The sequence below is a fragment of the Pseudomonas sp. PDM28 genome (assembly GCF_019219115.1).
GTDB lineage: Bacteria > Pseudomonadota > Gammaproteobacteria > Pseudomonadales > Pseudomonadaceae > Aquipseudomonas > Aquipseudomonas laurylsulfatiphila.
Map to the genome: position 1 here is coordinate 238286 of NZ_JAHUWG010000004.1, position 25113 is coordinate 263398.

Here is a 25113-nt window from a genome sequence, read left to right on the forward strand (position 1 = left end):
CCAGCATGGGTTTTTTGCCCCAAAAACACGCTTATCAGCCATTAATGCGCTTTAAAGGTGAAAATACCGCCCCGTAATGTGGCGTCAAAATGAATAAATGACCCGTTTTGGTGCGCGCAAAACCTTCTGCACATTAACTGGTTAAACCTTGAGCAATTTCCGCTATAATCCGCGCCCCCCTTTTTCGGCAGGCCCTGCGCGCGCTGTTTCCATGAAATTAATCGTAAAAGTCTTCCCTGAGATCACCATCAAGAGCCGCCCGGTACGGATGCGTTTCATCCGCCAATTGGCCAAGAACATCCGTGCCGTGCTCCGCGATCTGGACCCGGCCGTGGTGGTGAACGGTGTGTGGGACAACCTCGAGCTGGAAACCCGCGTCAGCGACCCCAGGGCCCTGAAGGAGATGGGCGAACGCCTGAGCTGCATGCCGGGCGTCGCGCACTTCCTGCAGATCGACGAGTACCCGCTGGGTGATTTCGACGACATCGTTGAAAAGTGCAAGCAGCACTACGGTGATGCACTGGCCGGCAAGATTTTCTCGGTGCGTTGCAAGCGTGCCGGCAAGCACCCGTTCAGCTCGATCGATATCGAGAAATATGTCGGCAGCCAGTTGCGCCGTCAGTGCGGTGCCGCCGGGATCGACCTGAAAAAGCCTGAAATCGAAGTCCGCATCGAAGTTCGCGACCAACGGTTGTTCGTGATCCACAGCCAGCACAACGGCATCGGCGGATATCCGCTGGGTGCCCTGGAACAGACACTGGTGCTGATGTCCGGTGGCTTCGATTCCACCGTGGCTGCCTACCAGATCATGCGCCGCGGCCTGATGGCGCATTTCTGCTTCTTCAACCTGGGCGGACGTGCCCACGAACTGGGCGTCATGGAAGTCGCGCATTTCATCTGGAAGAAGTACGGCAGCTCCCAACGCGTGCTATTTGTCAGTGTGCCGTTCGAGGAAGTGCTGGGCGAAATTCTCGGCAAAGTCGATAACAGTCATATGGGCGTAGTATTGAAGCGTATGATGTTGCGCGCTTCGTCCCGGATTGCCGATCGACTGCACATCGACGCACTGGTCACGGGGGAGGCGATCTCCCAGGTGTCGAGTCAGACGTTGCCGAACCTGTCTGTGATCGATTGCGTGACCGACAAACTGGTCTTGCGCCCGCTGATCGTCGCGCACAAGCAGGACATCATCGACACGGCCAACGAAATCGGCACCGCCGATTTCGCCCGGCACATGCCGGAATACTGCGGCGTCATCTCGGTCAATCCGAAGACCGCGGCCAAGCGCTATCGCGTCGAGCACGAAGAGAAAGAATTCGATATGGCGGTGCTCGAGCGTGCGCTCGAAAACGCCAAGCTGGTGCCGATCGATCGCGTGATCGACGAATTGGGCCAGGACTTGCAGATTGAAGAAGTCAGCGAAGCGCTGGCCGGTCAGATCGTCATCGACATCCGTCACCCGGATGCCGCTGAAGACGACCCGCTGGAACTTGCTGGCATCGAGGTACAAACGATGCCGTTTTATGCAGTGAACGCTCGTTTCAAGGAACTGGACCCTACTCGCCAGTACCTGCTGTATTGCGACAAAGGCGTGATGAGTCGCCTGCATGCCCACCATTTGCTCAGTGAGGGGCATGCCAATGTGCGCGTTTATCGACCGAGCTAAGTGCCCGGGGCTGTTTGCCTGTGGCCTGCGTCACCGGCCCCCCGACGCCACCGTCAAGCTGTAACGGCTTTCACGGACGCTACTGTTAATCGCTGCCAAGACTTGTCAGCACACCGAATCCTCTGATCGAGATACACAAGTGATCGAAAATCTACGCAACATCGCCATCATTGCCCACGTTGACCATGGTAAAACCACCCTGGTAGACAAACTCCTGCGTCAATCCGGCACCCTGGAGCGCAACGAGCTCAACGACGAGCGCGTGATGGACTCCAACGACCAGGAAAAAGAGCGCGGTATTACCATTCTGGCGAAAAACACCGCCATCAACTGGAACGGCTACCACATCAACATCGTGGACACCCCGGGCCACGCCGACTTCGGCGGCGAAGTTGAACGCGTAATGTCGATGGTCGACTCCGTTCTGCTGCTGGTTGACGCTCAAGACGGCCCTATGCCGCAAACCCGTTTCGTGACCAAGAAGGCTTTCGAAGCCGGCCTGCGTCCGATCGTGTGCATCAACAAGGTTGACCGTCCAGGCGCGCGTCCGGACTGGGTTCTGGACCAGATCTTCGATCTGTTCGACAACCTGGGCGCCACCGAAGAACAGCTGGACTTCAAAGTCGTCTACGCCTCGGCCCTGAACGGTATTGCCGGTCTGGACCACACCGAAATGGCTGAAGACATGACCCCGCTGTACCAGTCGATCGTCGACAACGTACCTGCGCCGAAAGTCGACCGTGACGGTCCGTTCCAGATGCAGATCTCCGCACTGGACTACAACAGCTTCCTGGGTGTTATCGGCGTTGGCCGTATCGCTCGCGGTCGCGTCAAGCCGAACACCCCGGTTGTGGCTATCGGCGCCGACGGCAAGAAGCGTAACGGTCGTATCCTGAAGCTGATGGGTCACCACGGTCTGCACCGTGTAGACGTTGAAGAAGCGGCTGCAGGCGACATCGTGTGCATCAGCGGTATGGACTCGCTGTTCATCTCCGACACCCTGTGCCACCCGGACACCGTTGAAGCGATGAAGCCGTTGACCGTCGACGAGCCAACCGTTTCCATGACCTTCCAGGTAAACGACTCGCCATTCTGCGGTAAAGAAGGCAAGTTCGTGACTTCCCGTAACATCAAGGAACGTCTGGACAAAGAGCTGCTGTACAACGTTGCACTGCGCGTTGAAGAAGGCGACTCGGCTGACAAGTTCAAGGTTTCCGGCCGTGGCGAACTGCACCTCTCGGTACTGATCGAAACCATGCGTCGCGAAGGCTTCGAAATGGCTGTAGGCCGTCCGGAAGTGATCATCCGTCTGGTTGACGGCGTGAAGCACGAACCGTTCGAAAACGTCACCATCGACCTGCCGGAAGAATCCCAGGGCAAGGTGATGGAAGAGATGGGCCTGCGTAAGGGCGACCTGACCAACATGGTGCCGGATGGCAAGGGCCGTGTACGTCTGGAATACAACATCCCTGCTCGTGGTCTGATCGGTTTCCGTAACCAGTTCCTGACCCTGACCAACGGCGCTGGCATCCTGACCTCGATCTTCGACCGTTACGACGTGATGAAGTCCGGCGACATGTCCGGCCGTCAGAACGGCGTTCTGGTTTCGGTTGAAACCGGCAAGGCGCTGACCTACTCCCTGGAAACCCTGCAGGCGCGTGGCAAGCTGTTCGTAGAACACGGTCAGGAAATCTACAACGGTCAGATCGTTGGTCTGAACAGCCGTGACAACGACCTGGGCGTCAACCCTACCAAGGGCAAGAAGCTCGACAACATGCGTGCTTCGGGTAAAGACGAAACCATCGCTCTGGTTCCACCTGTTCGCTTCACCCTGGAACAGGCTCTGGAATTCATCCAGGACGACGAGCTGTGTGAAGTGACTCCTAAGTCCATCCGTCTTCGCAAGAAGATCCTGGACGAAAGCGAGCGTACCCGCGCAGCCAAGAAAGCCAAGGCATAAGATCTAGCCCCGGCTGAACGAAAACGCCCCCGGTCGAAAGGCCGGGGGCGTTTTTGTTTGTCTGGGATTTATGCGGTGTTTGTGCCGGCCCCATCGCTGGCAAGCCAGCTCCCACAGGATTTGAGTCGTACATGAAATTTGTGTACGACAACAATCACTGTGGGAGCTGGCTTGCCAGCGATGGCGGCCTATCTGTCGCCAAATAAATCAGGAACTATCAGAACCGCTCGATCGACCGAGAATTCCGCTCGCGCTCAACTTCCTTCGGCTTGTACGCGCAATACCCCGGCCGCGGGCCGATTTTTGGATGATTGCGGCAAGTATCCGGGCGCTTATCATAAATAGTGCACAGACGGCTCTTACGATCCAGATACAGGCAATCGTTGTTGCTCATGCGCTGGAGGGTAAAGATTCCCGACTTCTGGTTGAAACGCTCGACCAGACCTTCCTTTTGCAGGCGCTTGGCGATGTTCTTCGGTGGATCGCCCAGCTCGAACTCGTCGACCACGCCGATGCGGATCAGGTCCTTGATCTTGACCTCGACGGGCAGGGTGCAGCAGCTGGACATGCACGAGCCGCACATCGGGGCAGAGTACTTGGCCCAGGTATCGAGGCGGTCGATCTCTGCGGCAGCGATCAGGTTCGGCTTCATCATCGTTTGTTACCAGCGTGTGCATCAGGGCGCGCGATCATACCGGGACTGGTGGATTTTTGAACAACCTTTCGCCAGATTTTTTCACTGCCGGCCAATAAACCGCTAATCCGGCACGGCCCCTGCATTGAATCAGGTACTCGACAATGTATTGCCGACCCGATTCGCACTTACAGGAAAAACTGCCGAACCAGAGCCTCTACCGCCTGTCAGACCGTCTAGGCTCAGACAACTCCAAGCTCGCTCGAGGTCCTATCGATGACTCAAGAACCACTTGTTCGCGAAGCAGAGGTGGCCGCATTCCGCGACGCCGTCTTGACCAAGCTCACTTATGCAGTGGGCAAAGACCCGGATCACGCCTTCGACCATGACTGGTTCGAAGCCATCGCCCTGGCCGCGCGGGATCACATGGTCGAGCACTGGATGGACCACACGCGGCAGATCTACCGCAAAGGCCAGAAGCGCGTTTATTACCTTTCCCTCGAATTCCTCATCGGCCGGCTGCTGTTCGACAGCCTGAGCAACCTCGGCCTGCTCGACGTGGCGCGCGAAGCCCTGACCGAACTCGGCGTCGACCTTGAGCGCATCCGTCTGCTGGAGCCCGATGCGGCCCTGGGCAACGGCGGCCTCGGGCGTCTGGCGGCGTGTTTCCTGGAAAGCATGTCAACCCTCGGCATCGCCGGTCATGGTTACGGCATCCGCTATGAACACGGGTTGTTTCGCCAGGCGATTGTCGACGGCTGGCAGCAGGAGCAGACCGAACACTGGCTGGATTTCGGCAACCCGTGGGAGTTCGAGCGGCCGGAAGTGGTCTACACCATCGGTTTCGGCGGCAGTGTCGAGACCCTGACCGACGACACCGGCAAATCCCGCCAAGTCTGGTCCCCGGCGGAAACCGTACGGGCGATTGCCTACGACACGCCGGTGGTCGGCTGGCGCGGGGCGAGCGTCAACACGCTGCGCCTGTGGCGCGCCCGGGCCATGGAAGATCTGCACCTGGAGCGCTTCAACGCCGGTGACCACCTGGGCGCCGTGGCCGAAGTGGCCCGGGCCGAAAGCATCTCCCGGGTGCTGTACCCGGCGGACAGCACCGAGGCCGGCCAGGAGTTGCGCCTGCGCCAGGAGTACTTCTTCGTCGCCGCCTCGTTGCAGGATCTGCTGCGCCGCCATCGCAACATGCACACCTCGGTGCTGACCCTGGGCGATCACGCCTCGATCCAGCTCAACGACACCCACCCCTCGATTGCCGTGGCTGAACTGATGCGGCAACTGGTCGACGTCTATGACGTGGCATGGGATGCGGCGTGGCAGGTCACCGTCGATACGCTCTCCTATACCAACCACACCTTGCTGCCCGAAGCGCTGGAAACCTGGCCGGTCGGCTTGATGGAGCGCATGCTGCCGCGGCACATGCAGATCATTTACCTGATCAACGCCCACCACATCGACTCCCTGCGGGCCAAAGGCATCCACGACTTCGACGTACTGCGCGCGGTATCGCTGATCGAGGAAGACAACGGTCGTCGGGTGCGCATGGGCAACCTGGCGTTTCTTGGCTCCCACAGTGTCAACGGCGTGTCCGGGTTGCACACGCAACTGATGCGCAAGACGGTGTTCTCCGAACTGCACAAGCTGTACCCGGAGAGAATCAACAACAAGACCAATGGCATTACCTTCCGCCGCTGGCTGTATCAGGCCAACCCCGAGCTGACCTCGATGCTGGTCGATGCCCTGGGCCCCGAGGTGCTGGACAACCCGGAAGAGCGTTTGCTCGCCCTCGAGCCGTTTGCCGAGAAGAGCGCGTTCCGCAAGGCGTTCTCCGAGCAACGACTGCACAGCAAGAAGGCTTTGGCGTTCCTGATTCATGAGCGGTTGGGTGTGGCGGTCAACCCGGCGGCGATGTTCGACGTGCAGGTCAAACGTATCCACGAATACAAACGCCAGTTGCTCAACCTGATGCACACCGTGGCGTTGTACCAGGCGATCCGCGCCGAACCTGAAATCGACTGGGTGCCACGGGTGAAAATCTTCGCCGGCAAGGCCGCCGCGAGTTATCACCAGGCCAAACTGATCATCAAGCTGACCAACGACATCGCCCGGGTGGTGAACAACGACCCCACCGTGCGCGGCTTGCTCAAAGTGGTGTTCCTGCCCAATTACAACGTCAGCCTGGCGGAGAGCATCATTCCGGCGGCGGATTTGTCCGAGCAGATCTCCACCGCCGGTTTCGAAGCGTCAGGCACCAGCAACATGAAGTTCGGCCTGAACGGCGCGCTGACCATCGGCACCCTGGACGGGGCCAACGTGGAAATGTGCGACCGCATCGGTGCCGAGCACATGTTCATCTTCGGCCTCAGCGCGCAGCAGGTGGAGGCGCGCAAGCAGAACCATGAGTTCAGCGCCGTACCGGACATCGCCGCGTCCCATCGCCTGAACGATGTGCTGCAAGCGATTCGTGGCGGGGTGTTCTCGCCGGATGACCCGTCCCGTTACACCGGGTTGATCGATTCGCTGGTGGATTACGACCGCTTCCTGGTCTGCGCCGACTTCGATTCCTACTGGCACGCGCAGATGCGCGTCGAAGCCCATTGGCACGACTCGAAGGAGTGGTGGCGTTCAGCGGTGTTGAACACGGCGCGGATGGGCTGGTTCTCGTCCGACCGGACCATTCGCGAGTACGCCACGGAAATCTGGAAGGCGCTGGAGTAAGTCTTCGGGCGGGTGGATATACTGGCACGCCGGAAAAGATCGCAGCCTTCGGCAGCTCCTACACCCATCCTGTAGGCGCTGCCGAAGGCTGCGATCTTTATGGATACGGCTGAGCTAATCTTTCCGGATTGGCCAATGCGCTTAGGGATATCGACCATGCAATGGATGTTCATGCTGATAGGGCTGGTGCTCGGCTGGATACTCGACGAGTCATTCAGCGATGCGCTGCTGGGCGCGTTACTCGGATTGGGTATCGGCCAGGCTATTCGCTTGGCTCGCATGGACTCGCAGGCCGTCGAGCAGCGGCGTTTGCTGGAGCAGGCGCAGGTAGCCCTGCAAGCGGTCGAGCAACGGCTGACGCTGCTCGAAGCATCGGGCGTCAAGTTGCCGGAAACCCGCGAACCGCTTGTCTCACCTGAAACCTTCCTTGATGAAGCCCCTGCCGCAGCCACGGAATTGGTCTGGGAACTGCCGCCCGAGCTCGAGCCAATCCAGGCCGCGGCCAGCGAAATCGGCAGTCCGGCCGCTGATGCCTGGAAACCCGAGCCGACTGCTCGCGAAGCACAATCGCCTGGCTCCCCGCGTGGCCCGAATCTCATAGACCGCGTCATCAGTCGCGCCCGCGCCTGGTTGTTCGGTGGCAATACCGTGTTGCGGGTCGGTGTGGTGTTGCTGTTCCTCGGCCTGGCCTTTCTGCTGCGCTATGCCACCGAAGGCATGGTGGTGCCGATTGAGTTGCGCTATGCGGGCGTTGCAGCGGCAGCCTTGGGGTTGCTCGGCTTGGGCTGGTGGTTGAGAGCCCGCAACAGCGGTTACGCCTTGATCCTGCAGGGCGCCGGGATCGCCGTGTTGTACCTGACGGTGTTTGCCGCGATGCGCCTGCATCCGCTGCTCGATCCCTCGGCGGGGTTTGGCCTGCTGGTGGCGGTGACAGTCTGCTCGGCGATCCTTGCCATTGCCCAGGACGCCCTGGGGCTGGCCGCCGCGGCCGCACTGGGTGGATTCGCCGCGCCCATCCTGGCCTCCACCGGCGCCGGCAGCCATGTCGCGCTGTTCAGCTACTTTACCCTGCTCAACGCCGGCATCTTCGCCATCGCCTGGTTCAAGGCCTGGCGACTGTTGAATGTCATCGGCTTCACCGGCACCTTCGGCATCGGATTCGCCTGGGGCCTACGCTCCTACTCGCCGGAGCTGTTGTCGAGCACCGAGCCGTTTCTGATTTTGTTTTTCCTGATGTACGTGGCCATTGGTCTGCTGTTCGCCCGGCGCCGATTGATGGAGATGGGCGATACACCCGCAGACGGCAGTCGCGAAGCACTGCTGCGCTGGTCGGCGCGCAAGGGTGACTACGTCGACGGCACGCTGTTGTTCGGTCCGCCATTGGCGGGTTTCGGCTTGCAGTTCGCGCTGGTGCAGCATCTGGAATTCGCTGCAGCATTCAGTGCCTTGGCAATGGGTATTATTTACATGGGGCTTGCCCGTTGGCTGATGGCCGGGCGCACGCTGTTGTTGGGAGAAACCTGCCTGGCCCTGGGCGTGATCTTCGCCAGCCTGGCGATACCGCTGGGGCTCGATGCACGCTGGACGACGGCGGCATGGGCGGTGGAAGGCGCGGGGATCTTCTGGCTCGGTCTGCGCCAACAAAGGCCCCTGGGCAGGGCCTTTGCCTTGCTGCTGCAATTGGGGGCGGCGCTGGCGTTTCTCAGCGAACTGCACGACAGCGAAAGCAGCCTGCTCGGCGGTGTACCGCTAGGTGCACTGTTACTGGGCGTCGCCTTGCTGTTCAGCTTCTACCAATTGCGTAAAGCCTTGCCGGAGCAGATCAGGCCATGGGAGCTCAAAGGCCTGCCGGTATTGGCTTGTCTCGGGCTGGCGTTTCTCTATTTGCTGGCACCCTTGTTTTTCTTCAGCCACGGCACGGTGATCAGTTGGGCCTTGGCCGGGGCGCTCACGCTGTTTGTTGGTTTGTACCTGCAATCGCGCACGTTCGTGTTCACCGCGCTCGCTGTGCAATTGTTGGGTGGCGCGCTGTTCCTGACGGCAGGGCCGCAGTTCAGTGACGGTCTGCAGCCCCTGGCCCATGGCGGGTTCTGGGCGCCGCTGGTGCTGGGGCTGGCCGCGATGGTCGGGGCCTGGCGTTTGCAGATCGGCCATTCGTTCACCGCGTTCGTAGGGCTGAGTCTGTTGCGCTTGTCCCAGGCGTTGCTGGTGTGGGGCGCAGGCTGGTGGGCGCTGGCCTGGGTCATCGAAGTGCTGCATTTTGCGCCGCAGTCGACGCAGGCGACTTTGTTGTTGGGCATTGCTGCCGTGAGTGTTGCGCTGTGGACGGTGTTGGCGCTGCGCCTGAAATGGCCGTCACTGGCGGGGCTCGGCGCGGTGTTGATTCCCGCTGCGGCGTTGGTGCTGCTCGCGGCCTGGCACTCGCGTTATCACCCGGCGGCCAACTTCGGCTGGCTGGCGTGGGCCGCCGTGTTCGTCGTGCATTTCATGTCCCTGCGACGCCTGGCGCCCATGCTGCCCGCGCCCGTGCTGAGCGTCGCCCATGTGCTCGGTTGCTGGCTGTTGATGGGCGTGCTGGCGCTGGAACTGCGTTACGCCTTGCTGGTGCTGTCCGAGCAATACAACGCCTGGCGCTGGTTGGGCTGGGCGATTCTGCCAAGCCTGTATCTGGTGTTGATGGCAGCACCTCGCGCATGGCCTTGGCCGGTGTCGGCCTATCCGCGGGAATACCGTGTGTACGCCGCTGCGCCGCTGGCCTTGCTGATGCTCGGCTGGTTCTGGCTGGCGAATATCGCCAGTGAGGGCAACGCCGAGCCACTGCCTTACGTGCCATTGATCAACCCGCTGGAGCTGGGCCTGTTGTTTGCGTTGTTCGGCGTCTATGTCTGGTCGCGCAGCGCCATGCCCCAACTGGATGTCCGCAAGGATTACGCCGCCATTGCCACGCAAGGGGTCGCAGGTGCCTCGTTGTTCGTGTTCTTTACGGCGTTGGTGATGCGCACGGCGCACCATTGGAGCGCGGTGCCGTTCGAGCTGGATCTGTTGCTGGAGTCGATGCGGGTGCAAGCCGGCCTGTCCATTGTCTGGACCTTGATGGCCCTGAGCCTGATGATCGGCGGCCATTTGCGTCGCCGTCGCGAAGTCTGGCTGATCGGTGCGGCCTTGATTGGCGTGGTCGTGGCCAAGCTGTTTTTTGTCGAATTGAGCAATCGCGGTGGGCTGGCGCGGATCGTTTCGTTTATCGGTGTCGGCGTGTTGCTACTGGTGGTGGGTTATTTCGCTCCGCTACCGCCCAAGCGCGCCGAAACCGTGCCGGATACCGGCAAACCGGTCCCGGAATCACAAGGAGTGTCGTCTTGAGTCAGAAGCTGAACCTGGGTTGGCTGGGCATTGTTGCCATGGGTGTGGTGTTGTCGGCGGTCGCCCAGGAAAAACCGGCGGACTTCACCACCCAAGTGCCTTTGTTGGTCGCGGGCGAAGGCCCTTGGTATCGTCTTGAACTGCCGTTGAGCGTGCAACTGAGTGCGCGCAAGGCCGACCTGAGCGACCTGCGGGTGTTCAATGCCGTCGGTGATGTTCAGGCGTACGCCCTGGCCCGGGAGTCTGCGCAGAGCAGTGAAACGCGCACCCTGACCGAGGTGAAGCGGTTTGCGCTGTACAACTCGGAGGACGCCACTGAAACCGCACCGAGCGTGCGGGTGCAATCGAGCGCCAATGGCACCTTGGTCGAGGTGCAGCCCTCCAGTCAGCTGGAGCCGGGTGAGGAGGAGCTGCGCGGCTGGTTGCTCGACGCTTCCTCAATCAAGGCACCATTGCAGCAATTGATTCTCGACTGGACCAGCGAACGCGACGGCTTCCAGCGTTTCACCGTTGAAGCCAGCGATGATCTACAGCATTGGCAGTCCTGGGGCGAAGGGCAGGTGGCGCGCCTGACCTTTTCCGACGAGCGGGTCGAACAGCATGAGGTCAACCTGCCGGGACAGTCGGCGCGCTATCTGCGGTTGCTGTGGATCACCCCGCATTCGGCGCCGACACTGACTTCGGCGCAACTGCAAAGCGCCAATACCCGCAACCTGCCGCTGCCGTTGGTCTGGTCCCAGGCGTTGACCGGCAGCACCGAGAAGGCGGGTGTATACACCTGGCAGTTGCCGATGGGGCTGAATGTCGAGCGGGTTCAGGTCGGGTTGAGCCAGCCCAACAGCCTGGCGCCGGTGAGTCTGGCCGGTCGGCGCGACAGCAGCCTGCCATGGCAGCCGTTGGGCAGTGGTTTGCTCTATCGCCTGACGCAGAATGGTCAGGAGGTGGTGCAAAACCAATTGCAGTTGTCCGGGCAAATCGTCCAGCAATTGAAACTGACCGTGGACGAACGCGGCGGCGGCCTGGGTGATCAGGCGCCGACGCTGAAGTTTGCCATGCGCGCCACACAACTGGTGTTTCTGGCACGTGGGCCGGGGCCTTACACGCTGGCGGTGGGGAGCTCGACGGCGAAGGCGGCGAACTTGCCGCTGTCGACGCTGATTCCGGATTACAGCCCGCAGAAGCTGGCGACCCTGGGCCGGGCCATGGTGGATGTCGGGACGGTGGCTACGCAGCCGTCGGCAGGCGCCACGTCGGCGCCGGTCGACAGCCACTGGAAGAAATTCGGTTTGTGGGCGGTGTTGCTGCTCTGCGTGGTGTTCCTGGTGGCGATGGCGTTCAGTCTACTGCGCAAGCCTTCTGCCAAATCCTGAGAATGGCTGGCGCTACGCGCCATTCGCGAGCAAGCCCGCTCCCACAGGTACAGCGCCGTTCTTGTGGGAGCGGGCTTGCTCGCGAAAGCGGTCAGCCAGACACCAAAAATATTGAAACAAGCCACCCTTTCCAGGCTCACACCCCGCCCATTTCCATCTACGCTCAACCCCGCGCATGAACTCTCTTCGGCGGATCACGTCTGATAGGAGGAAATGCGCCCCGACTCGCGTTAAACTGCGCGGGTTTTTAGCCCCCCATTCCACCGGAGCCTTCCATGTCCCGCGTTACCTTGAGTCGCTATTTGATTGAGCAGACCCGCAGCAACAACACTCCTGCCGATCTGCGCTTCCTGATCGAAGTGGTGGCGCGTGCCTGCAAGGAGATCAACCACGCCGTGTCCAAAGGCGCCCTGGGTGGTGTACTGGGCAGCATGGGCACTGAAAACGTCCAGGGCGAAGTGCAGAAGAAGCTCGACGTGATCTCCAACGAAATCCTGCTCGAAGCCAACGAATGGGGCGGTCACCTGGCCGGCATGGCGTCCGAAGAAATGGACAACGCCTACCAGATCCCGGGCAAATACCCGAAAGGCGCGTACCTGCTGGTATTCGACCCGCTGGACGGTTCGTCGAACATCGACATCAACGCCCCGGTCGGCACTATCTTCTCGGTGCTGCGTTGCCCGAACGAATACCTGAGCCAGAACGAACCTTTGAATGAAAAGGCCTTCCTGCAGCCAGGCACCCAGCAAGTGGCCGCCGGTTACGCGATCTACGGTCCACAGACCATGCTGATCCTGACCCTGGGCGACGGCGTGAAAGGCTTCACCCTGGACCGTGAAATGGGCAGCTTCGTACTGACCCACGAGAACATCACCATTCCTGAAGCCACCCAGGAATTTGCCATCAACGCGTCCAACCAGCGTCACTGGGAAGCACCGGTACAGCGCTATGTCGGCGAATTGCTGGCAGGCGATGAGGGCCCGCTGAAAAAGAACTACAACATGCGCTGGGTCGCCGCGATGGTAGCCGACGTGCACCGCATCCTGACCCGCGGCGGTCTGTTCATGTACCCACGTGACAGCCGCGAGCCGTCCAAGCCGGGCAAGCTGCGCCTGATGTACGAAGCCAACCCGATGTCGTTCCTGGTGGAGCAGGCGGGCGGCGCGTCCACCGACGGCCACCAGCGCATCCTCGACATCCAGCCGGAAGGCCTGCACCAGCGCGTGGCGGTGTTCCTCGGTTCGAAAGAAGAAGTGGCCCGCGTCACGGCTTACCACAAGGAATAAACCATGACCGCGCCCTGGCAGCCGTTGCTTGATTGGTGGTTCGGAAGTTCCGGATCAGCGAGCGAAGTGGCGGCGCAGAAGGGCAGGCTATGGTTCGGCAAGCGCAACAGCCAGGACCTCGAAGCGCGTGAGCGTTTCGGGGACTGGGTCGAGCAGGCACTGGCGGGCGGATTGACCGAGTGGATGCAACGTCCCGAAGGTTGGCTGGCCCTGGTGCTGTTGCTCGATCAACTCCCGCGAATGATCTTTCGCGATTCTCCCAAGGCTTTTTCCGGTGACATCAGGGCTCAGGCACTGGTGGCGCAAGGCATTGCCGCGGATTTCGACCGGCAGTTGCAGCCGATTCAGCGGGTGTTCATCTACCTGGTGTTCGAGCATAGCGAGAACCTGGCGGTGCAGAACGAAGGCGTCTCGCGCTATATCAATCTGATTTCACAGTTGCCGGAAGAGGATCGGGCATTATTTGCCGACTATCTGGATTTCGCCGAAAGGCATCAGAAAGTGATTGCGCAATTCGGTCGGTTTCCGCACAGGAATGCGGTGTTGGGGCGCGAGAGTACGGCTGAGGAACTGGCGTTTCTGTCGAAGCCTGGGTCGAGGTTCTAGATCTTCATGGCGGCTGATGCCGCCTTCGCGGGCAAGCCCGCTCCCACAGTTGATTTGGTCGGACACAAAATTTGTGACCGCCGTAGATCCCTGTGGGAGCGGGCTTGCCCGCGAAGGGGCCGGTGAGTGCGCCTTAGATCCTGAAGCTTCCGACTAGCTGCTTCAACCGCGCCGCCTGCTGCTCAAGATCGGCACAGGCACGCAAGGTCGCCTGCAAGTTTTCCACGCCTTCCTGGTTCAGCGTGTTGATTTCGGTGATGTCGACGTTGATCGACTCCACCACGGCGGTCTGCTCTTCGGTCGCTGTCGCCACGGACTGGTTCATGCCATCGATCTCACCAATGCGCTGGGTCACGCTGCCCAGGCGTTCGCCGGCCTGGTTGGCGATGCCGACGCTGCTTTCGCTCTGGCGCTGACTGTCGGTCATGATGCCCACCGCTGCGCGGGCGCCGACTTGCAGTTCTTCGATCATCGTTTGCACTTGCTGCGCTGAGTCCTGAGTGCGATGAGCGAGGTTGCGTACCTCATCGGCCACCACGGCAAAACCGCGACCGGCCTCACCGGCGCGGGCCGCTTCGATGGCGGCGTTGAGCGCCAGCAGGTTGGTCTGCTGGGAGATGCTGGTGATCACTTCCAGGATCTGCCCGATGTTGACCGTGTTGCTGTTGAGGGTTTCGATGTTGCCGCACGAGTCGCTGATCTTCGCCGACAACTGCTGCATCGCCGCGATGGTTTTATCCACCACCTGCTGGCCATCTTCGGCCAGGCTGCGGGCGTCGCTGGAGTGCTGCGAAGCGAGGGCGGCGTTCTGCGCGATTTCCTGGGCGGCGGCGCCGAGCTGGTTGATCGCCGCGGCCACGCTGCTGGTGCGCGAGGCTTGCTGGTCGGAGTTGTACATCGACGAGTTCGACGCGGCCACTACACGTAGCGCTACTTCGTTGACCTGCCCGGTGGCCGAGGCCACTTCGATGATCGAGGTGTGAATGCGTTCGACGAAGCGGTTGAACGACAGCCCCAGCGCGCCGAATTCGTCGTGACCGTGAATGGTCAGGCGCTTGGTCAGGTCACCTTCGCCTTCGGCGATGTCGTGCATGGCGCGGCCCATGGTCAGCAGCGGCTGCATCAGCAGGCTGATCAGCATGCCCAGCAGGGCGATGATGATCACTACGGCGATCACCATGGCGATGATCGCCGAGGTGCGGAATTCGCTGAGCATCGAGAACGCCGTTTCCTGGTCGAGCACCAGTGCCACGTACCAGTCCGCCGATGGCACGCCGTTGACGTGGGTGAAGGAGATGAACTGGCGTTTGCCGTCGATCTCGACTTCTTTCAGGCCTGGGCTGACTTTCGGCGTGTCGCTCGGATAGGCCTCGGTCAGGCTCTTGAGCACCAGCTTGCTGTCCGGGTGAATCAGGATCTTGCCGTCGGCGCCGACGATGAACGCATGACCGTGGCCACCGAAGTTCAGCGAGTTGATGATCGCGCTGACGCTGGACAGATCGATGTCGGCGCCGGCGACGCCGATCATCTGGCCCTGGTGTTGCACCGGAGTGGCCACGGTGATCACCAGCTTGCCGGAGGACGCAGCGATATACGGTTCGGTGACGATGGTCTGTTGTGCGCTATTGGCCGCTTTGTACCAGCCACGGGCACGTGGGTCGTAGTCCGCCGCGCGGTTGCCGGCCGGGACCGAGAACATCACACCGTCGGCGCCACCGAAGTAGCTCAGCTGGAAGTTGCCGGTGTAGGCGGGCAGGTCGATGATCCGTTTCAGGCCGGCGGGGGCATTGCCATCGGCGCTGACCTGTTGGGCCATCGATTGCAGCAACTGCATGCGGCTTTCCAGCCAGGTCTGGATGTTGCTGGTAGTCAGGCTGCCGAGTTCCTGCATCGAGGCTTCGGTACTGTTGCGCAGGGTTTCGCGCTGGCGATAGTCGTTGAACAGGATGAAACAAGCGAATGCGACGGCCACCACGAGGGCGGCAGCCAGCAAGATCTTGTGGCTGAACTTCATGTTTCTGGTCATGGGATGAGCTACCGCAGAGGGGCTGTTCTACAAAATGGGGGAGCAAATGCCACCGACGTGGCATTGCATTGCATCTATGTCGACTGAACGGCGCCAAAGATTAGGCGGATTATTCTGAAAAACGACGAAATGCTTGGTGAACGAGGAAAGTGGTTGATTTTCGGCAAAAGGCAGACGAGTGGCCCGATAAATAGCCTGCCGGGCAGGGAACCAGACAGGGGTTTTCTCTTCTAAGCTTCAGCTTGGCAGCCATGCCAATCCCCTACGCCCCTCGGAGTTTCACCATGTCGCTGCGTTCCATCGCCCTGCTTTCGTTCTGCGTATTGCTCGCTGCCTGCAGCAAGGTCAATCAGGAAAACTACTCGAAGCTCTCGGCCGGCATGGCCAAGGCCGATGTGGAGACCCTGTTGGGCAAACCCGCCGATTGTTCAGGCGCGCTCGGCATGTCCAGTTGCACCTGGGGCGACAAGAACAGCTTTATCAGCGTGCAGTTCGCCGGTGACAAAGTGCTGATGTTTTCCGGCCAAGGCCTGAAGTAAACCGGGGCGATCGCCCACGGGAGAAAAATAATGAAGCGGTTATTGATCATCCTTTTTGCCGGCCTGGTGTTGGCTGGCTGTGCCACGTCTGGCCCGGACCCTTTGGCGCCCAAGACGGCCAAAAACGTCAACCTCAAGCGCTACCAGGGCACCTGGTACGAGTTGGCCCGTCTGCCCATGTACTTCCAGCGAGACTGCGCGCAATCCGAGGCCCATTACACGCTGAAACCCGATGGCAACGTCGCGGTATTGAACCGCTGCCTGACAGCGCAGTGGCAATGGGAAGAGGTCAAGGGCACGGCTTATCCGGAGGTGCCGGGCAAGAACGACAAGCTGAAAGTCGAGTTCGATACCTGGTTTTCCAGGCTGATCCCGGGTACGGCGAAGGGCGATTACTGGGTGCTGTACGTCAGCGATGACTACAAGACCGCCATCGTCGGTGATCCGAGCCGGAAGTATTTGTGGCTGTTGTCGCGCACGCCGACCGTGAATGGAGTGGTGCGTGAGGATTTGCTGAGCAAGGCGCGTCAGCAGGGTTACGACACCACGCGGTTGATCTGGCGGGCGTCGGAACAGCAGATGGCCAAGACCTCGAACTAACCGTCAGCACATATCCAAATGTGGGAGCGGGCGTGCTCGCGAAGAGGGTGTCACATTCAATAGAGATGTTGACTGACAGTCCGCCTTCGCGAGCAAGCCCGCTCCCACATTTATGTTTGATGTCAGCCCAGCAATTCGCGCAGGACCTGGGTGAAGGCGCGATTGCTTTCTTCTTCATCAGCATGGCGCCCGTCACGCACTACCCACTGGCCGTTCACCAGCACATCCCGCACCTGACGATCGCCACCGGCAAACAGCCAGCGGTTGAGAATCCCGTCGCCGCTGGCTGTTGCCAGATACGGATCGTTGCCGTCCAGTACCAGCCAGTCGGCGCGCTTGCCGACTTCCAGCGCGCCAATCGGCTGGCCCAGTGCCTGGGCGCCGCCATCCAGCGCGGCATCAAACAGGGTGCGCCCGACCATCGGCTGCTCCGCGCCATACAAACGATTACGCCGCTGGTCGCGCAGTCGCTGGCCGTATTCCAGCCAGCGCAATTCTTCCACCACGCTCAATGACACATGGCTGTCGGAACCAATGCCCATGCGGCCGCCCTGAGCGAGGAAGTCCACCGCCGGGAAGATCCCGTCGCCGAGGTTGGCTTCGGTGGTCAGGCACAGGCCGGCGATGGCGCGGCTCTTGGCCATCGACGTGACTTCTTCCGGATTGGCGTGGGTCGCGTGGACCAGGCACCAGCGTTGATCGACGTCGAAGTTCTCGTACAGCCATTGCAGCGGACGACGGCCACTCCAGGTCAGGCAGTCGTCGACTTCTTTCTGCTGCTCGGCGATGTGGATGTGCACCGGGCACTGCTTGTCGCTGGCTGCCAGCACTTCACTGATCTGCTGCGGCGTGACCGCGCGCAATGAGTGGAAACACAGGCCCAGGGTTTGCACCGGTTGCTGCGTCAGGACCGGTTGCAGGCGCGATTGCAGCTTGAGGTAGTTTTCGGTGCTGTTGATGAAGCGGCGCTGGCCTTCGTTCGGGGTCTGTCCGCCGAAACCTGCGTGGCTGTAGAGCACCGGCAACAGGGTCAAACCGATGCCCGCGGAACCTGCGGCCTGGCTGATACGCAGGGCCAGTTCAGCCGGGTCGGCATAAGGCTGGCCGCTGATGTCGTGGTGTACGTAATGAAATTCCGCCACCGAGGTGTAACCGGCCTTGAGCATTTCGATGTACAGCTGACGGGCGATGACGCCGAGTTGCTCCGGGCTGATTTTTCCGACGAGGCGGTACATCAGATCGCGCCAGGTCCAGAAACTGTCGTTCGGATTGCCCGCCACTTCCGCCAGCCCGGCCATGGCCCGCTGGAAGGCGTGGGAGTGCAGGTTCGGCATGCCAGGCAGCAGCGGACCGCTCAGCCGCTCGGCGCCATCTGCATGAGAATCGGCCTGGATATGAGTCAATACGCCATCGGCGCTGACCTCAAGACGTACATTGTTGGCCCATCCACTAGGCAGCAGCGCGCGTTCGGCAAAGAAGGCGGACATGGTTCAGCACCCCATCGTGTGTTATTTGTATATACATATACAGACGTTTGCCTGCCCGGTAAACTCCGGCAAGCTAGCAACCCTATCCAAACGACCAAGGATTAACCGTGCCGACTCCGCCTCCAGTCTCACCGTTGGCCGCGAACATGGGCGACAGTCCGGCGCCCTTGTACGCCCGCGTCAAACAAATGATCACCCAGCAAATCGACAGCGGAAACTGGCCGCCGCACTACCGCGTTCCGTCGGAAAGCGAGCTGGTCAGCCAGTTGGGCTTCAGCCGCATGACCATCAACCGTGCCCTGCGCGAGATGACTGCCGACGGTCTGTTGGTGCGCATGCAAGGCGTCGGCACCTTCGTCGCCGAGCCGAAAAGCCAGTCCGCGCTGTTCGAAGTGCACAACATCGCCGATGAAATCGCCTCTCGCGGTCATCGCCACACCTGCAAGGTCATCACCCTTGAAGAAGAGGCTGCCGGCTCCGAGCGCGCCCTGGCCTTGGACATGCGCGAAGGGCAGAAGGTATTCCACTCGCTGATCGTGCATTTCGAGAACGATATTCCGGTGCAGATCGAAGACCGTTTCGTTAACGCGCTGGTGGCGCCGGATTACCTCAAGCAGGACTTCACCCTGCAAACGCCCTACGCCTACCTGAACCAGGTCGCGCCGCTGACCGAAGGCGAGCACGTGGTCGAGGCGATCCTGGCCGAGCCGTCCGAATGCAAATTGCTACAGATTGAAAAAGGCGAGCCGTGCCTGCTGATCCGTCGCCGCACCTGGTCCGGCCGCCAGCCGGTGACCGCCGCTCGCTTGATCCACCCCGGTTCCCGTCATCGCCTGGAAGGTCGGTTTCATAAATAGAGAGCCATAAATGAGTAACGCAAAGGTTTTACGCGCCAAGGATTACCCGCGCATGCCGTGGAAAAACGGCGGCGGCAGCACCGAAGAAATCACCCGCGATGCTGGCACTGGGCTGGATGGCTTCGGCTGGCGCCTGTCGATTGCCGACATTGGCGAGTCGGGCGGGTTTTCCACTTTTGCCGGTTACGAGCGGATCATCACCGTGTTGCAGGGCGACGGCATGACCCTGACGGTGGATGGCCAGAGCACACGGCCACTGTTACCGCTGGACCCGTTTGCCTTCAGCGGTGAAAGCAAGGTGTCCTGCACATTGGTCGGTGGTCCGATCCGCGATTTCAACCTGATTTACGCGCCGCAGCGTTATAGCGCGCGGTTGCAGTGGTTATCGGGCGAGCAGCGGTTTTTCAGTTCGGCGGGCACGGTGTTGGTGTTCAGCATGAGTGAGCAGGTTGAGGTGTCGGTCGATAACAACGACCAGCAATTGGGTCGTCATGATTGCCTGCAATTGGAGGCTGATGCCGGATTACTGGATGTCGCCATCAAAGGGCTGTGCTGCGTGATCGAACTGACCTCGCGCGACTGATCCTGGTCATTCCCGTTCGAGGGTAAAACCTCGAACGGTCGCCTCCAGCTCACTCGACATTTGCTTGAGTGCCTGGATGGTTTGTACCGCCTCTTGTTGCGCCGCGACATTCTCCTCGACCCGCTGCGCCACGCTTTCCACATTGCGCGCCACGTCTTCGCTGGCTTCACGCTGTTCCTGCAAGGCATTGGAGATCTGGCTGACTGCATTGAGTGACGCGCTGAGCGCGGTCTTGACATCACTCATCGACGCGCCGGCGCTGTCGATCAATTGTTGGCCCTGAAGTACGCGCTCGCGGCCAGTGTTCATGCTGCTGTTGGCCTTTCTCATGCCGCTTTGAATGGTGCTCACCAGCACCACAATCTCGGCGGTAGAGCGGGTCGTGCGGGTTGCCAGCTCCCGCACTTCGTCAGCCACCACGGCAAACCCGCGTCCTTGTTCACCGGCCCGCGCCGCTTCGATGGTGGCATTGAGTGCGAGCAGATTGGTCTGTTCGGCAATGCTGTGGATCATGCCGACAATTTTCCCGATGGCGTTGGAGTGCAGGGTCAATTGGTCGATTTCATCCGACGTCTGGGTCACCAGTTGGGCGATCTGCTGCATCTCGAGGATAGAGCGTTCCATGGTGGCAATGCCGAAAGCGGTGATCTGTTCGGCCTTTTGTGTGGTGTCGTGCGCCTGCGCGGCGTTCTCGGCGATGTGCGTAATGTTGGCTGACATCTGTTCCGCGGCGGCGGCAATGGAAGAGGCCGCGCCATTTTGCTCGGCAGCCTGTTTCAGGCCCTGTTCAGACGAGATGCTCAGGTTCAGGGTCGAGGACTCGATATGCTGCGAGGCCTCGCGCACCTTGCCGATCATGCTGGCCAGGCTGCGCCGCATGGCCTCGACCGATTGCATGACACCCGTTGACTTCGCGTTACTGTTCACCGGATCGCCGAGCCTGCCCTGGGCAATCCTTGTGCTGATACTGGCCAGTTCGTGAGGCTCGGCGCCCAGGTATCGCGCCAGCCTGGCGCTGAACAGCAGGGCATAAAGACTGCCAAACAACAGTGCCAGAGCCAGGACCACGGCCATCAGCCTCATATTGATCTCATAGAGTGCCTGGCTGTGCTCGAACTGACGGCGAGCTTCTTTCAGTTGAGCATCCGTCAGCTGCGAGAACAGTGAGGTCAGCGGGTCGATCAAGGGGTAAAGCTGGTGTGTTGCGAACTGCTCCAGGCTCTGACTGGCGGCGTTGTTGCGGTTCAAGACCGCCTGCAAACGCTGGAGCGGTACTTTGGTCGCCTGCATCAGCGGTGTGATTTCGTTGATCAGTTGCACCTCTTCATCAACCAGTCGGGTCGACAGGAAGGTGCGCCAGAGCGGTTCGATTTCAAGCATCGCTTGCCGTATCTGCTGCGCTGCATCGACGCCACTGAGGATGCCATCGCGGGCCTTGTGGATAGCGTCGACGATCCGGACTGAATACAGCTCGGAGATTTTCTTCAGGTCCTGTTGCGGAATGACCCGGTCCAGGTAAACCGTCTCCAGTCCCTGGACCGTAGCGCGCATGCCGTACAGGCCGAGTGCGCCGATGCCGGTCAGGCTGCTCAGGAGAATGCCGGCAAGCAGGAGCAGGTGGGTTTGGACCTTCCAGTGTTTCATTACGGGTTCCTCGCAGAAGTGACATCAGGGGGCTTGCTCGTGAAGTCGGCGAGGATTGATGGAGGTGGAGTCAGATGTTTCTGATGATGTTGTAGGGTGTTTCTGGAATGCGCTCATTTGGGTATCAGGTGTTACCGAACGCCCCAGCGTGGCGCAAAACCGCGCTCAAGTAACAAAGTCCCTCGCCACAAAAAATCCCCGGAAAATATTTCATCTTCGCCTGAGCCCTTATTCCAGGCGCTCTCCAGCCGTTTCAGAATTTTTCTTGAATGCTCATCCAACAAGTTGGCCGCTTGATTGCATATGCTTGTATGTACAAGTAAAGACGTATGTGTATGAGTCACGAGGACTCAACCATCGTCCACTGATTCGCCGGTGTGCACTGATGCCCATTGGCTTGCTCGCCCACTGCCTGGGTTGGTTTTGGATTGATTGCTGAGGAGTTCTTTTCGTGACTAAATTTCGTGACGTTGAAATCCGCGCTGCCCGCGGTAACAAGCTGACCGCCAAGAGCTGGCTGACCGAAGCGCCGCTGCGCATGCTGATGAACAACCTCGACCCGGAAGTCGCCGAGAACCCTAAGGAACTGGTGGTTTACGGTGGTATCGGTCGCGCTGCCCGTAACTGGGAATGCTACGACAAGATCGTCGAAAGCCTGACCAACCTCAACGAAGACGAAACCCTGCTGGTGCAATCCGGCAAGCCGGTCGGCGTGTTCAAGACCCACGCCAACGCCCCGCGCGTACTGATCGCCAACTCCAACCTGGTGCCGCACTGGGCGAGCTGGGAACACTTCAACGAACTCGACGCCAAAGGCCTGGCCATGTACGGCCAGATGACCGCCGGCAGCTGGATCTACATCGGCAGCCAGGGCATCGTCCAGGGCACCTACGAAACCTTCGTCGAAGCCGGTCGCCAGCACTACAACGACAACCTCAAGGGCAAGTGGGTCCTGACCGCTGGCCTGGGTGGCATGGGCGGTGCCCAGCCTCTGGCCGCGACACTGGCTGGTGCCTGCTCGCTGAACATCGAATGCCAGCAGGTCAGCATCGATTTCCGTCTGAAAAGCCGCTATGTCGATGAGCAAGCCAAAGACCTCGACGACGCGCTGGCGCGTATCGACAAGTACACCAAAGAAGGCAAGGCGATCTCCATCGCGCTGCTGGGTAACGCGGCTGAAATCCTGCCGGAACTGGTCAAGCGTGGCGTACGCCCGGACATGGTCACCGACCAGACCAGCGCCCACGACCCGCTCAACGGTTACCTGCCGGCCGGCTGGACCTGGGACCAGTACCGCGCTCGCGCCAAGACTGAACCTGCCGCTGTGATCAAGGCCGCCAAGCAATCGATGGCCGTGCACGTCAAAGCGATGCTGGACTTCCAGAAAATGGGCGTGCCGACCTTCGACTACGGCAACAACATCCGTCAGATGGCCCAGGAAGAAGGCGTGGAAAACGCATTCGACTTCCCAGGCTTCGTACCGGCCTACATCCGTCCGCTGTTCTGCCGCGGTATCGGCCCGTTCCGTTGGGCTGCGCTGTCGGGCAACGCTGAAGACATCTACAAGACCGACGCTAAAGTAAAAGAGCTGATCCCGGACGACGCCCACCTGCACAACTGGCTGGACATGGCGCGCGAGCGCATCAGCTTCCAGGGCCTGCCGGCACGTATCTGCTGGGTTGGCCTGGGCCTGCGCGCCAAGCTGGGCCTGGCGTTCAACGAAATGGTGCGCAGCGGTGAGCTGTCGGCGCCGATCGTGATCGGTCGTGACCACCTGGACTCCGGTTCGGTGTCGAGCCCGAACCGTGAAACCGAATCGATGCAAGACGGTTCCGACGCCGTGTCCGACTGGCCACTGCTCAACGCCCTGCTCAACACCGCGAGCGGCGCGACCTGGGTGTCCCTGCACCACGGCGGCGGCGTCGGCATGGGCTTCTCCCAGCACTCGGGCATGGTGATCGTCTGCGACGGTACCGACGAAGCGGCCGAGCGTATCGCTCGCGTGCTGCACAACGACCCGGCCACTGGCGTTATGCGTCATGCCGATGCCGGTTACCAGATCGCCATCGACTGCGCCAAGGAACAAGGGCTGAACCTGCCGATGATTACCGGCAAGTAACGCTGTACTGCTTTATGTGGGAGCGAGCTTGCTCGCGATGAGGCCGGCACATTCAACATCTTTGTTGACTGACAAACCGCTATCGCGAGCAAGCTCGCTCCCACAGAAGAGTAGCCACACATCAACTCAATGAATAATCAGAACAATCCACAGAGGTTGAACCATGGCTGTCACTGACGAACGTGCAGGCAACAAACCGTTGATCGAGAAACGCTCGATCGACTACATCCCGGAAGCGGAAAGACACGGTCGTCTGTTTAGCCAATTCACCCTGTGGATGGGTGCCAACCTGCAAATCACCGCGATTGTCACCGGGGCGCTCGCCGTGGTGCTGGGCGGTGACGTGTTCTGGTCGCTGATCGGCCTGCTGATCGGGCAATTGCTCGGTGGCGGCGTGATGGCGCTGCATGCGGCGCAAGGCCCCAAGCTTGGCCTGCCGCAGATGATTTCCAGCCGGGTACAGTTCGGCGTGTACGGCGCGGCCATCCCGATCGTGCTGGTCTGCTTGATGTACCTGGGCTTCACCGCTACGGGAACCGTGTTATCCGGCCAGGCGCTGGGCCAGTTGTTTGGCGTCAGCGACACCGTCGGTATCCTCCTTTTCGCCAGTGTCATCGTGCTGGTCACGGTGCTCGGTTATCGGGTGATCCATTGGATCGGCCGTGTGGCCAGCGTCATTGGCGTGATTGCCTTTGTTTATCTGTTCAGCCGTCTGATGAGCCAGGTTGACGTTGGCGCTCTGTTGCAAATCCGCCACTTCAGCTGGAGCAGTTTCTTGCTCGCGGTGTCGCTCGCGGCGTCCTGGCAGATCGCCTTCGGCCCTTATGTGGCTGACTATTCTCGCTACCTGCCGAGCAAGATTTCCTCGGTGAAAACCTTTTTCGCCGCAGGCGCAGGTTCGGTCATTGGTGCACAGGTGGCGATGGTCCTCGGCGTGTTCGCTGCCGCTTCGGCCAACGGGCAATTCGCCGGCCACGAAGTGGCGTACATCGTGGGTCTGGGCGGGACCGGTGCCACCGCCGCGCTGCTGTACTTCAGCATCGCGTTCGGCAAGGTCACCATTTCCACACTGAACTCCTACGGCAGCTTCATGTGCATCGCGACCATCATCAGCGGTTTCCGTGGTGACCTCAAAGTCACGCGCTTGCAGCGTCTGGTCTTCGTGCTGGTCATCGTCGGTGCTGCGACCCTGATGGCGTTGCTCGGCCAGCACTCGTTCCTCGGTGCGTTCAAGTCCTTCATCCTGTTCCTGCTGGCGTTCTTCACGCCATGGAGTGCGATCAACCTGGTGGACTACTACTGCATCACTCGCGAGCGCTATGACGTGCCGGCGCTGGGCGATCCGAACGGTCGCTACGGTCGTTGGAACCTTCTCGGTATCAGCGTCTATGTGTTCGGTGTGCTGGTGCAGCTGCCGTTCATCTCCACCAAGTTCTATACCGGTCCGCTGGTGGCGGCCCTGGGTGATGTGGATATTTCCTGGATCATCGGTCTGGTGATTCCCGCAGCCCTGTATTACCTGTGTGCGAAAAAATGGCACGGCACAGTGCCTGATCGTTTGATCCTGCCGGTCGAGCAGGACGCGGTCACCGAACAAAAGCTGAATGTCGGTCGCGCTGCGGCGCAGGCCTGATTGGACGTGGACAGGG

General features: G+C 60.5%; 17 protein-coding genes and 1 pseudogene. 13 read left to right on the forward strand and 5 right to left on the reverse strand.

Going from position 1 to position 25113, the window contains the following annotated elements; genetic code table 11:
• Positions 1–211: 211 nt before the first annotated feature.
• Positions 212–1666 (forward strand): tRNA uracil 4-sulfurtransferase ThiI, encoded by a 1455-nt coding sequence (gene thiI / locus KW841_RS10480; RefSeq protein ID WP_218475768.1) that lies wholly within the window; start codon positions 212–214, stop codon positions 1664–1666.
• A gap of 139 nt (positions 1667–1805) precedes the next feature.
• Complete coding sequence (gene typA, locus KW841_RS10485; protein WP_007970631.1) at positions 1806–3626, forward strand: translational GTPase TypA; 1821 nt, start codon at positions 1806–1808, stop codon at positions 3624–3626.
• A gap of 217 nt (positions 3627–3843) precedes the next feature.
• Here the strand turns inward: typA and KW841_RS10490 are convergent, their stop codons facing one another.
• The gene (locus KW841_RS10490) at positions 3844–4281 is read right to left on the reverse strand and encodes a YkgJ family cysteine cluster protein (RefSeq protein ID WP_007970630.1); all 438 of its coding nucleotides are present in this window, start codon (positions 4279–4281) and stop codon (positions 3844–3846) included.
• Between the two features lie 255 nt (positions 4282–4536).
• Here KW841_RS10490 and KW841_RS10495 point away from each other — a divergent pair, with 255 nt between their 5' ends.
• The 5 genes from KW841_RS10495 to KW841_RS10515 all read left to right on the forward strand — a co-directional run bounded on the left by KW841_RS10495 (position 4537) and on the right by KW841_RS10515 (position 13609).
• Complete coding sequence (locus tag KW841_RS10495) at positions 4537–6987, forward strand: glycogen/starch/alpha-glucan phosphorylase (protein ID WP_218475770.1); 2451 nt, start codon at positions 4537–4539, stop codon at positions 6985–6987.
• A gap of 156 nt (positions 6988–7143) precedes the next feature.
• A complete protein-coding gene (locus KW841_RS10500; RefSeq protein ID WP_218475772.1) occupies positions 7144–10347 on the forward strand; it encodes a DUF2339 domain-containing protein in 3204 nt (1067 codons plus the stop codon).
• Entirely contained in the window at positions 10344–11717 is a 1374-nt protein-coding gene (locus KW841_RS10505; RefSeq protein WP_218475774.1) for a DUF3999 domain-containing protein, read from the forward strand. Before KW841_RS10500 ends, KW841_RS10505 begins: the two co-directional genes overlap by 4 nt.
• 275 nt (positions 11718–11992) lie before the next feature.
• Positions 11993–13003, forward strand: coding sequence for a class 1 fructose-bisphosphatase (locus tag KW841_RS10510; protein ID WP_015093094.1), 1011 nt, complete (start codon positions 11993–11995; stop codon positions 13001–13003).
• Positions 13004–13006: 3 nt separating this feature from the next.
• Positions 13007–13609 (forward strand): DUF924 family protein, encoded by a 603-nt coding sequence (locus tag KW841_RS10515; protein ID WP_218475776.1) that lies wholly within the window; start codon positions 13007–13009, stop codon positions 13607–13609.
• A gap of 133 nt (positions 13610–13742) precedes the next feature.
• Here KW841_RS10515 and KW841_RS30025 read toward each other — a convergent pair whose 3' ends face one another.
• Together KW841_RS30025 and KW841_RS30030 are read right to left on the reverse strand one after the other, a co-directional pair.
• Positions 13743–14507 carry a methyl-accepting chemotaxis protein gene (locus tag KW841_RS30025; RefSeq protein WP_371317842.1) on the reverse strand — a complete coding sequence of 255 codons (765 nt, stop codon included), beginning with the start codon at positions 14505–14507 and terminating at the stop codon, positions 13743–13745.
• Positions 14508–14600: 93 nt separating this feature from the next.
• A pseudogene (locus KW841_RS30030) lies at positions 14601–15635 on the reverse strand (cache domain-containing protein); the annotation flags it as partial.
• 284 nt (positions 15636–15919) lie between these two features.
• Between KW841_RS30030 and KW841_RS10525 the strand changes: the two are divergent.
• Together KW841_RS10525 and KW841_RS10530 are read left to right on the forward strand one after the other, a co-directional pair.
• Positions 15920–16174: a hypothetical protein gene (locus KW841_RS10525; protein ID WP_007975531.1), complete on the forward strand. Its 255-nt coding sequence runs from the start codon at positions 15920–15922 to the stop codon at positions 16172–16174.
• Positions 16175–16204: 30 nt separating this feature from the next.
• Positions 16205–16774, forward strand: coding sequence for a lipocalin family protein (locus tag KW841_RS10530; protein ID WP_218475782.1), 570 nt, complete (start codon positions 16205–16207; stop codon positions 16772–16774).
• A 122-nt stretch (positions 16775–16896) separates the two neighbouring features.
• Here the strand turns inward: KW841_RS10530 and KW841_RS10535 are convergent, their stop codons facing one another.
• Positions 16897–18261 (reverse strand): formimidoylglutamate deiminase, encoded by a 1365-nt coding sequence (locus KW841_RS10535; RefSeq protein WP_218475784.1) that lies wholly within the window; start codon positions 18259–18261, stop codon positions 16897–16899.
• Positions 18262–18407: 146 nt separating this feature from the next.
• Between KW841_RS10535 and hutC the strand changes: the two genes are divergently transcribed.
• Complete coding sequence (hutC, locus tag KW841_RS10540) at positions 18408–19118, forward strand: histidine utilization repressor (RefSeq protein WP_162135916.1); 711 nt, start codon at positions 18408–18410, stop codon at positions 19116–19118.
• Between the two features lie 10 nt (positions 19119–19128).
• Entirely contained in the window at positions 19129–19701 is a 573-nt protein-coding gene (locus KW841_RS10545) for a HutD family protein (protein WP_218475786.1), read from the forward strand.
• A 6-nt stretch (positions 19702–19707) separates the two neighbouring features.
• Here KW841_RS10545 and KW841_RS10550 read toward each other — a convergent pair whose 3' ends face one another.
• Positions 19708–21345 (reverse strand): methyl-accepting chemotaxis protein, encoded by a 1638-nt coding sequence (locus tag KW841_RS10550; protein ID WP_218475788.1) that lies wholly within the window; start codon positions 21343–21345, stop codon positions 19708–19710.
• A 451-nt stretch (positions 21346–21796) separates the two neighbouring features.
• Between KW841_RS10550 and hutU the strand changes: the two genes are divergently transcribed.
• Together hutU and KW841_RS10560 are read left to right on the forward strand one after the other, a co-directional pair.
• Entirely contained in the window at positions 21797–23464 is a 1668-nt protein-coding gene (gene hutU, locus KW841_RS10555; protein ID WP_218475790.1) for a urocanate hydratase, read from the forward strand.
• 163 nt (positions 23465–23627) lie between these two features.
• Positions 23628–25097, forward strand: coding sequence for a cytosine permease (locus KW841_RS10560; protein WP_218475793.1), 1470 nt, complete (start codon positions 23628–23630; stop codon positions 25095–25097).
• Positions 25098–25113 lie beyond the last annotated feature (16 nt).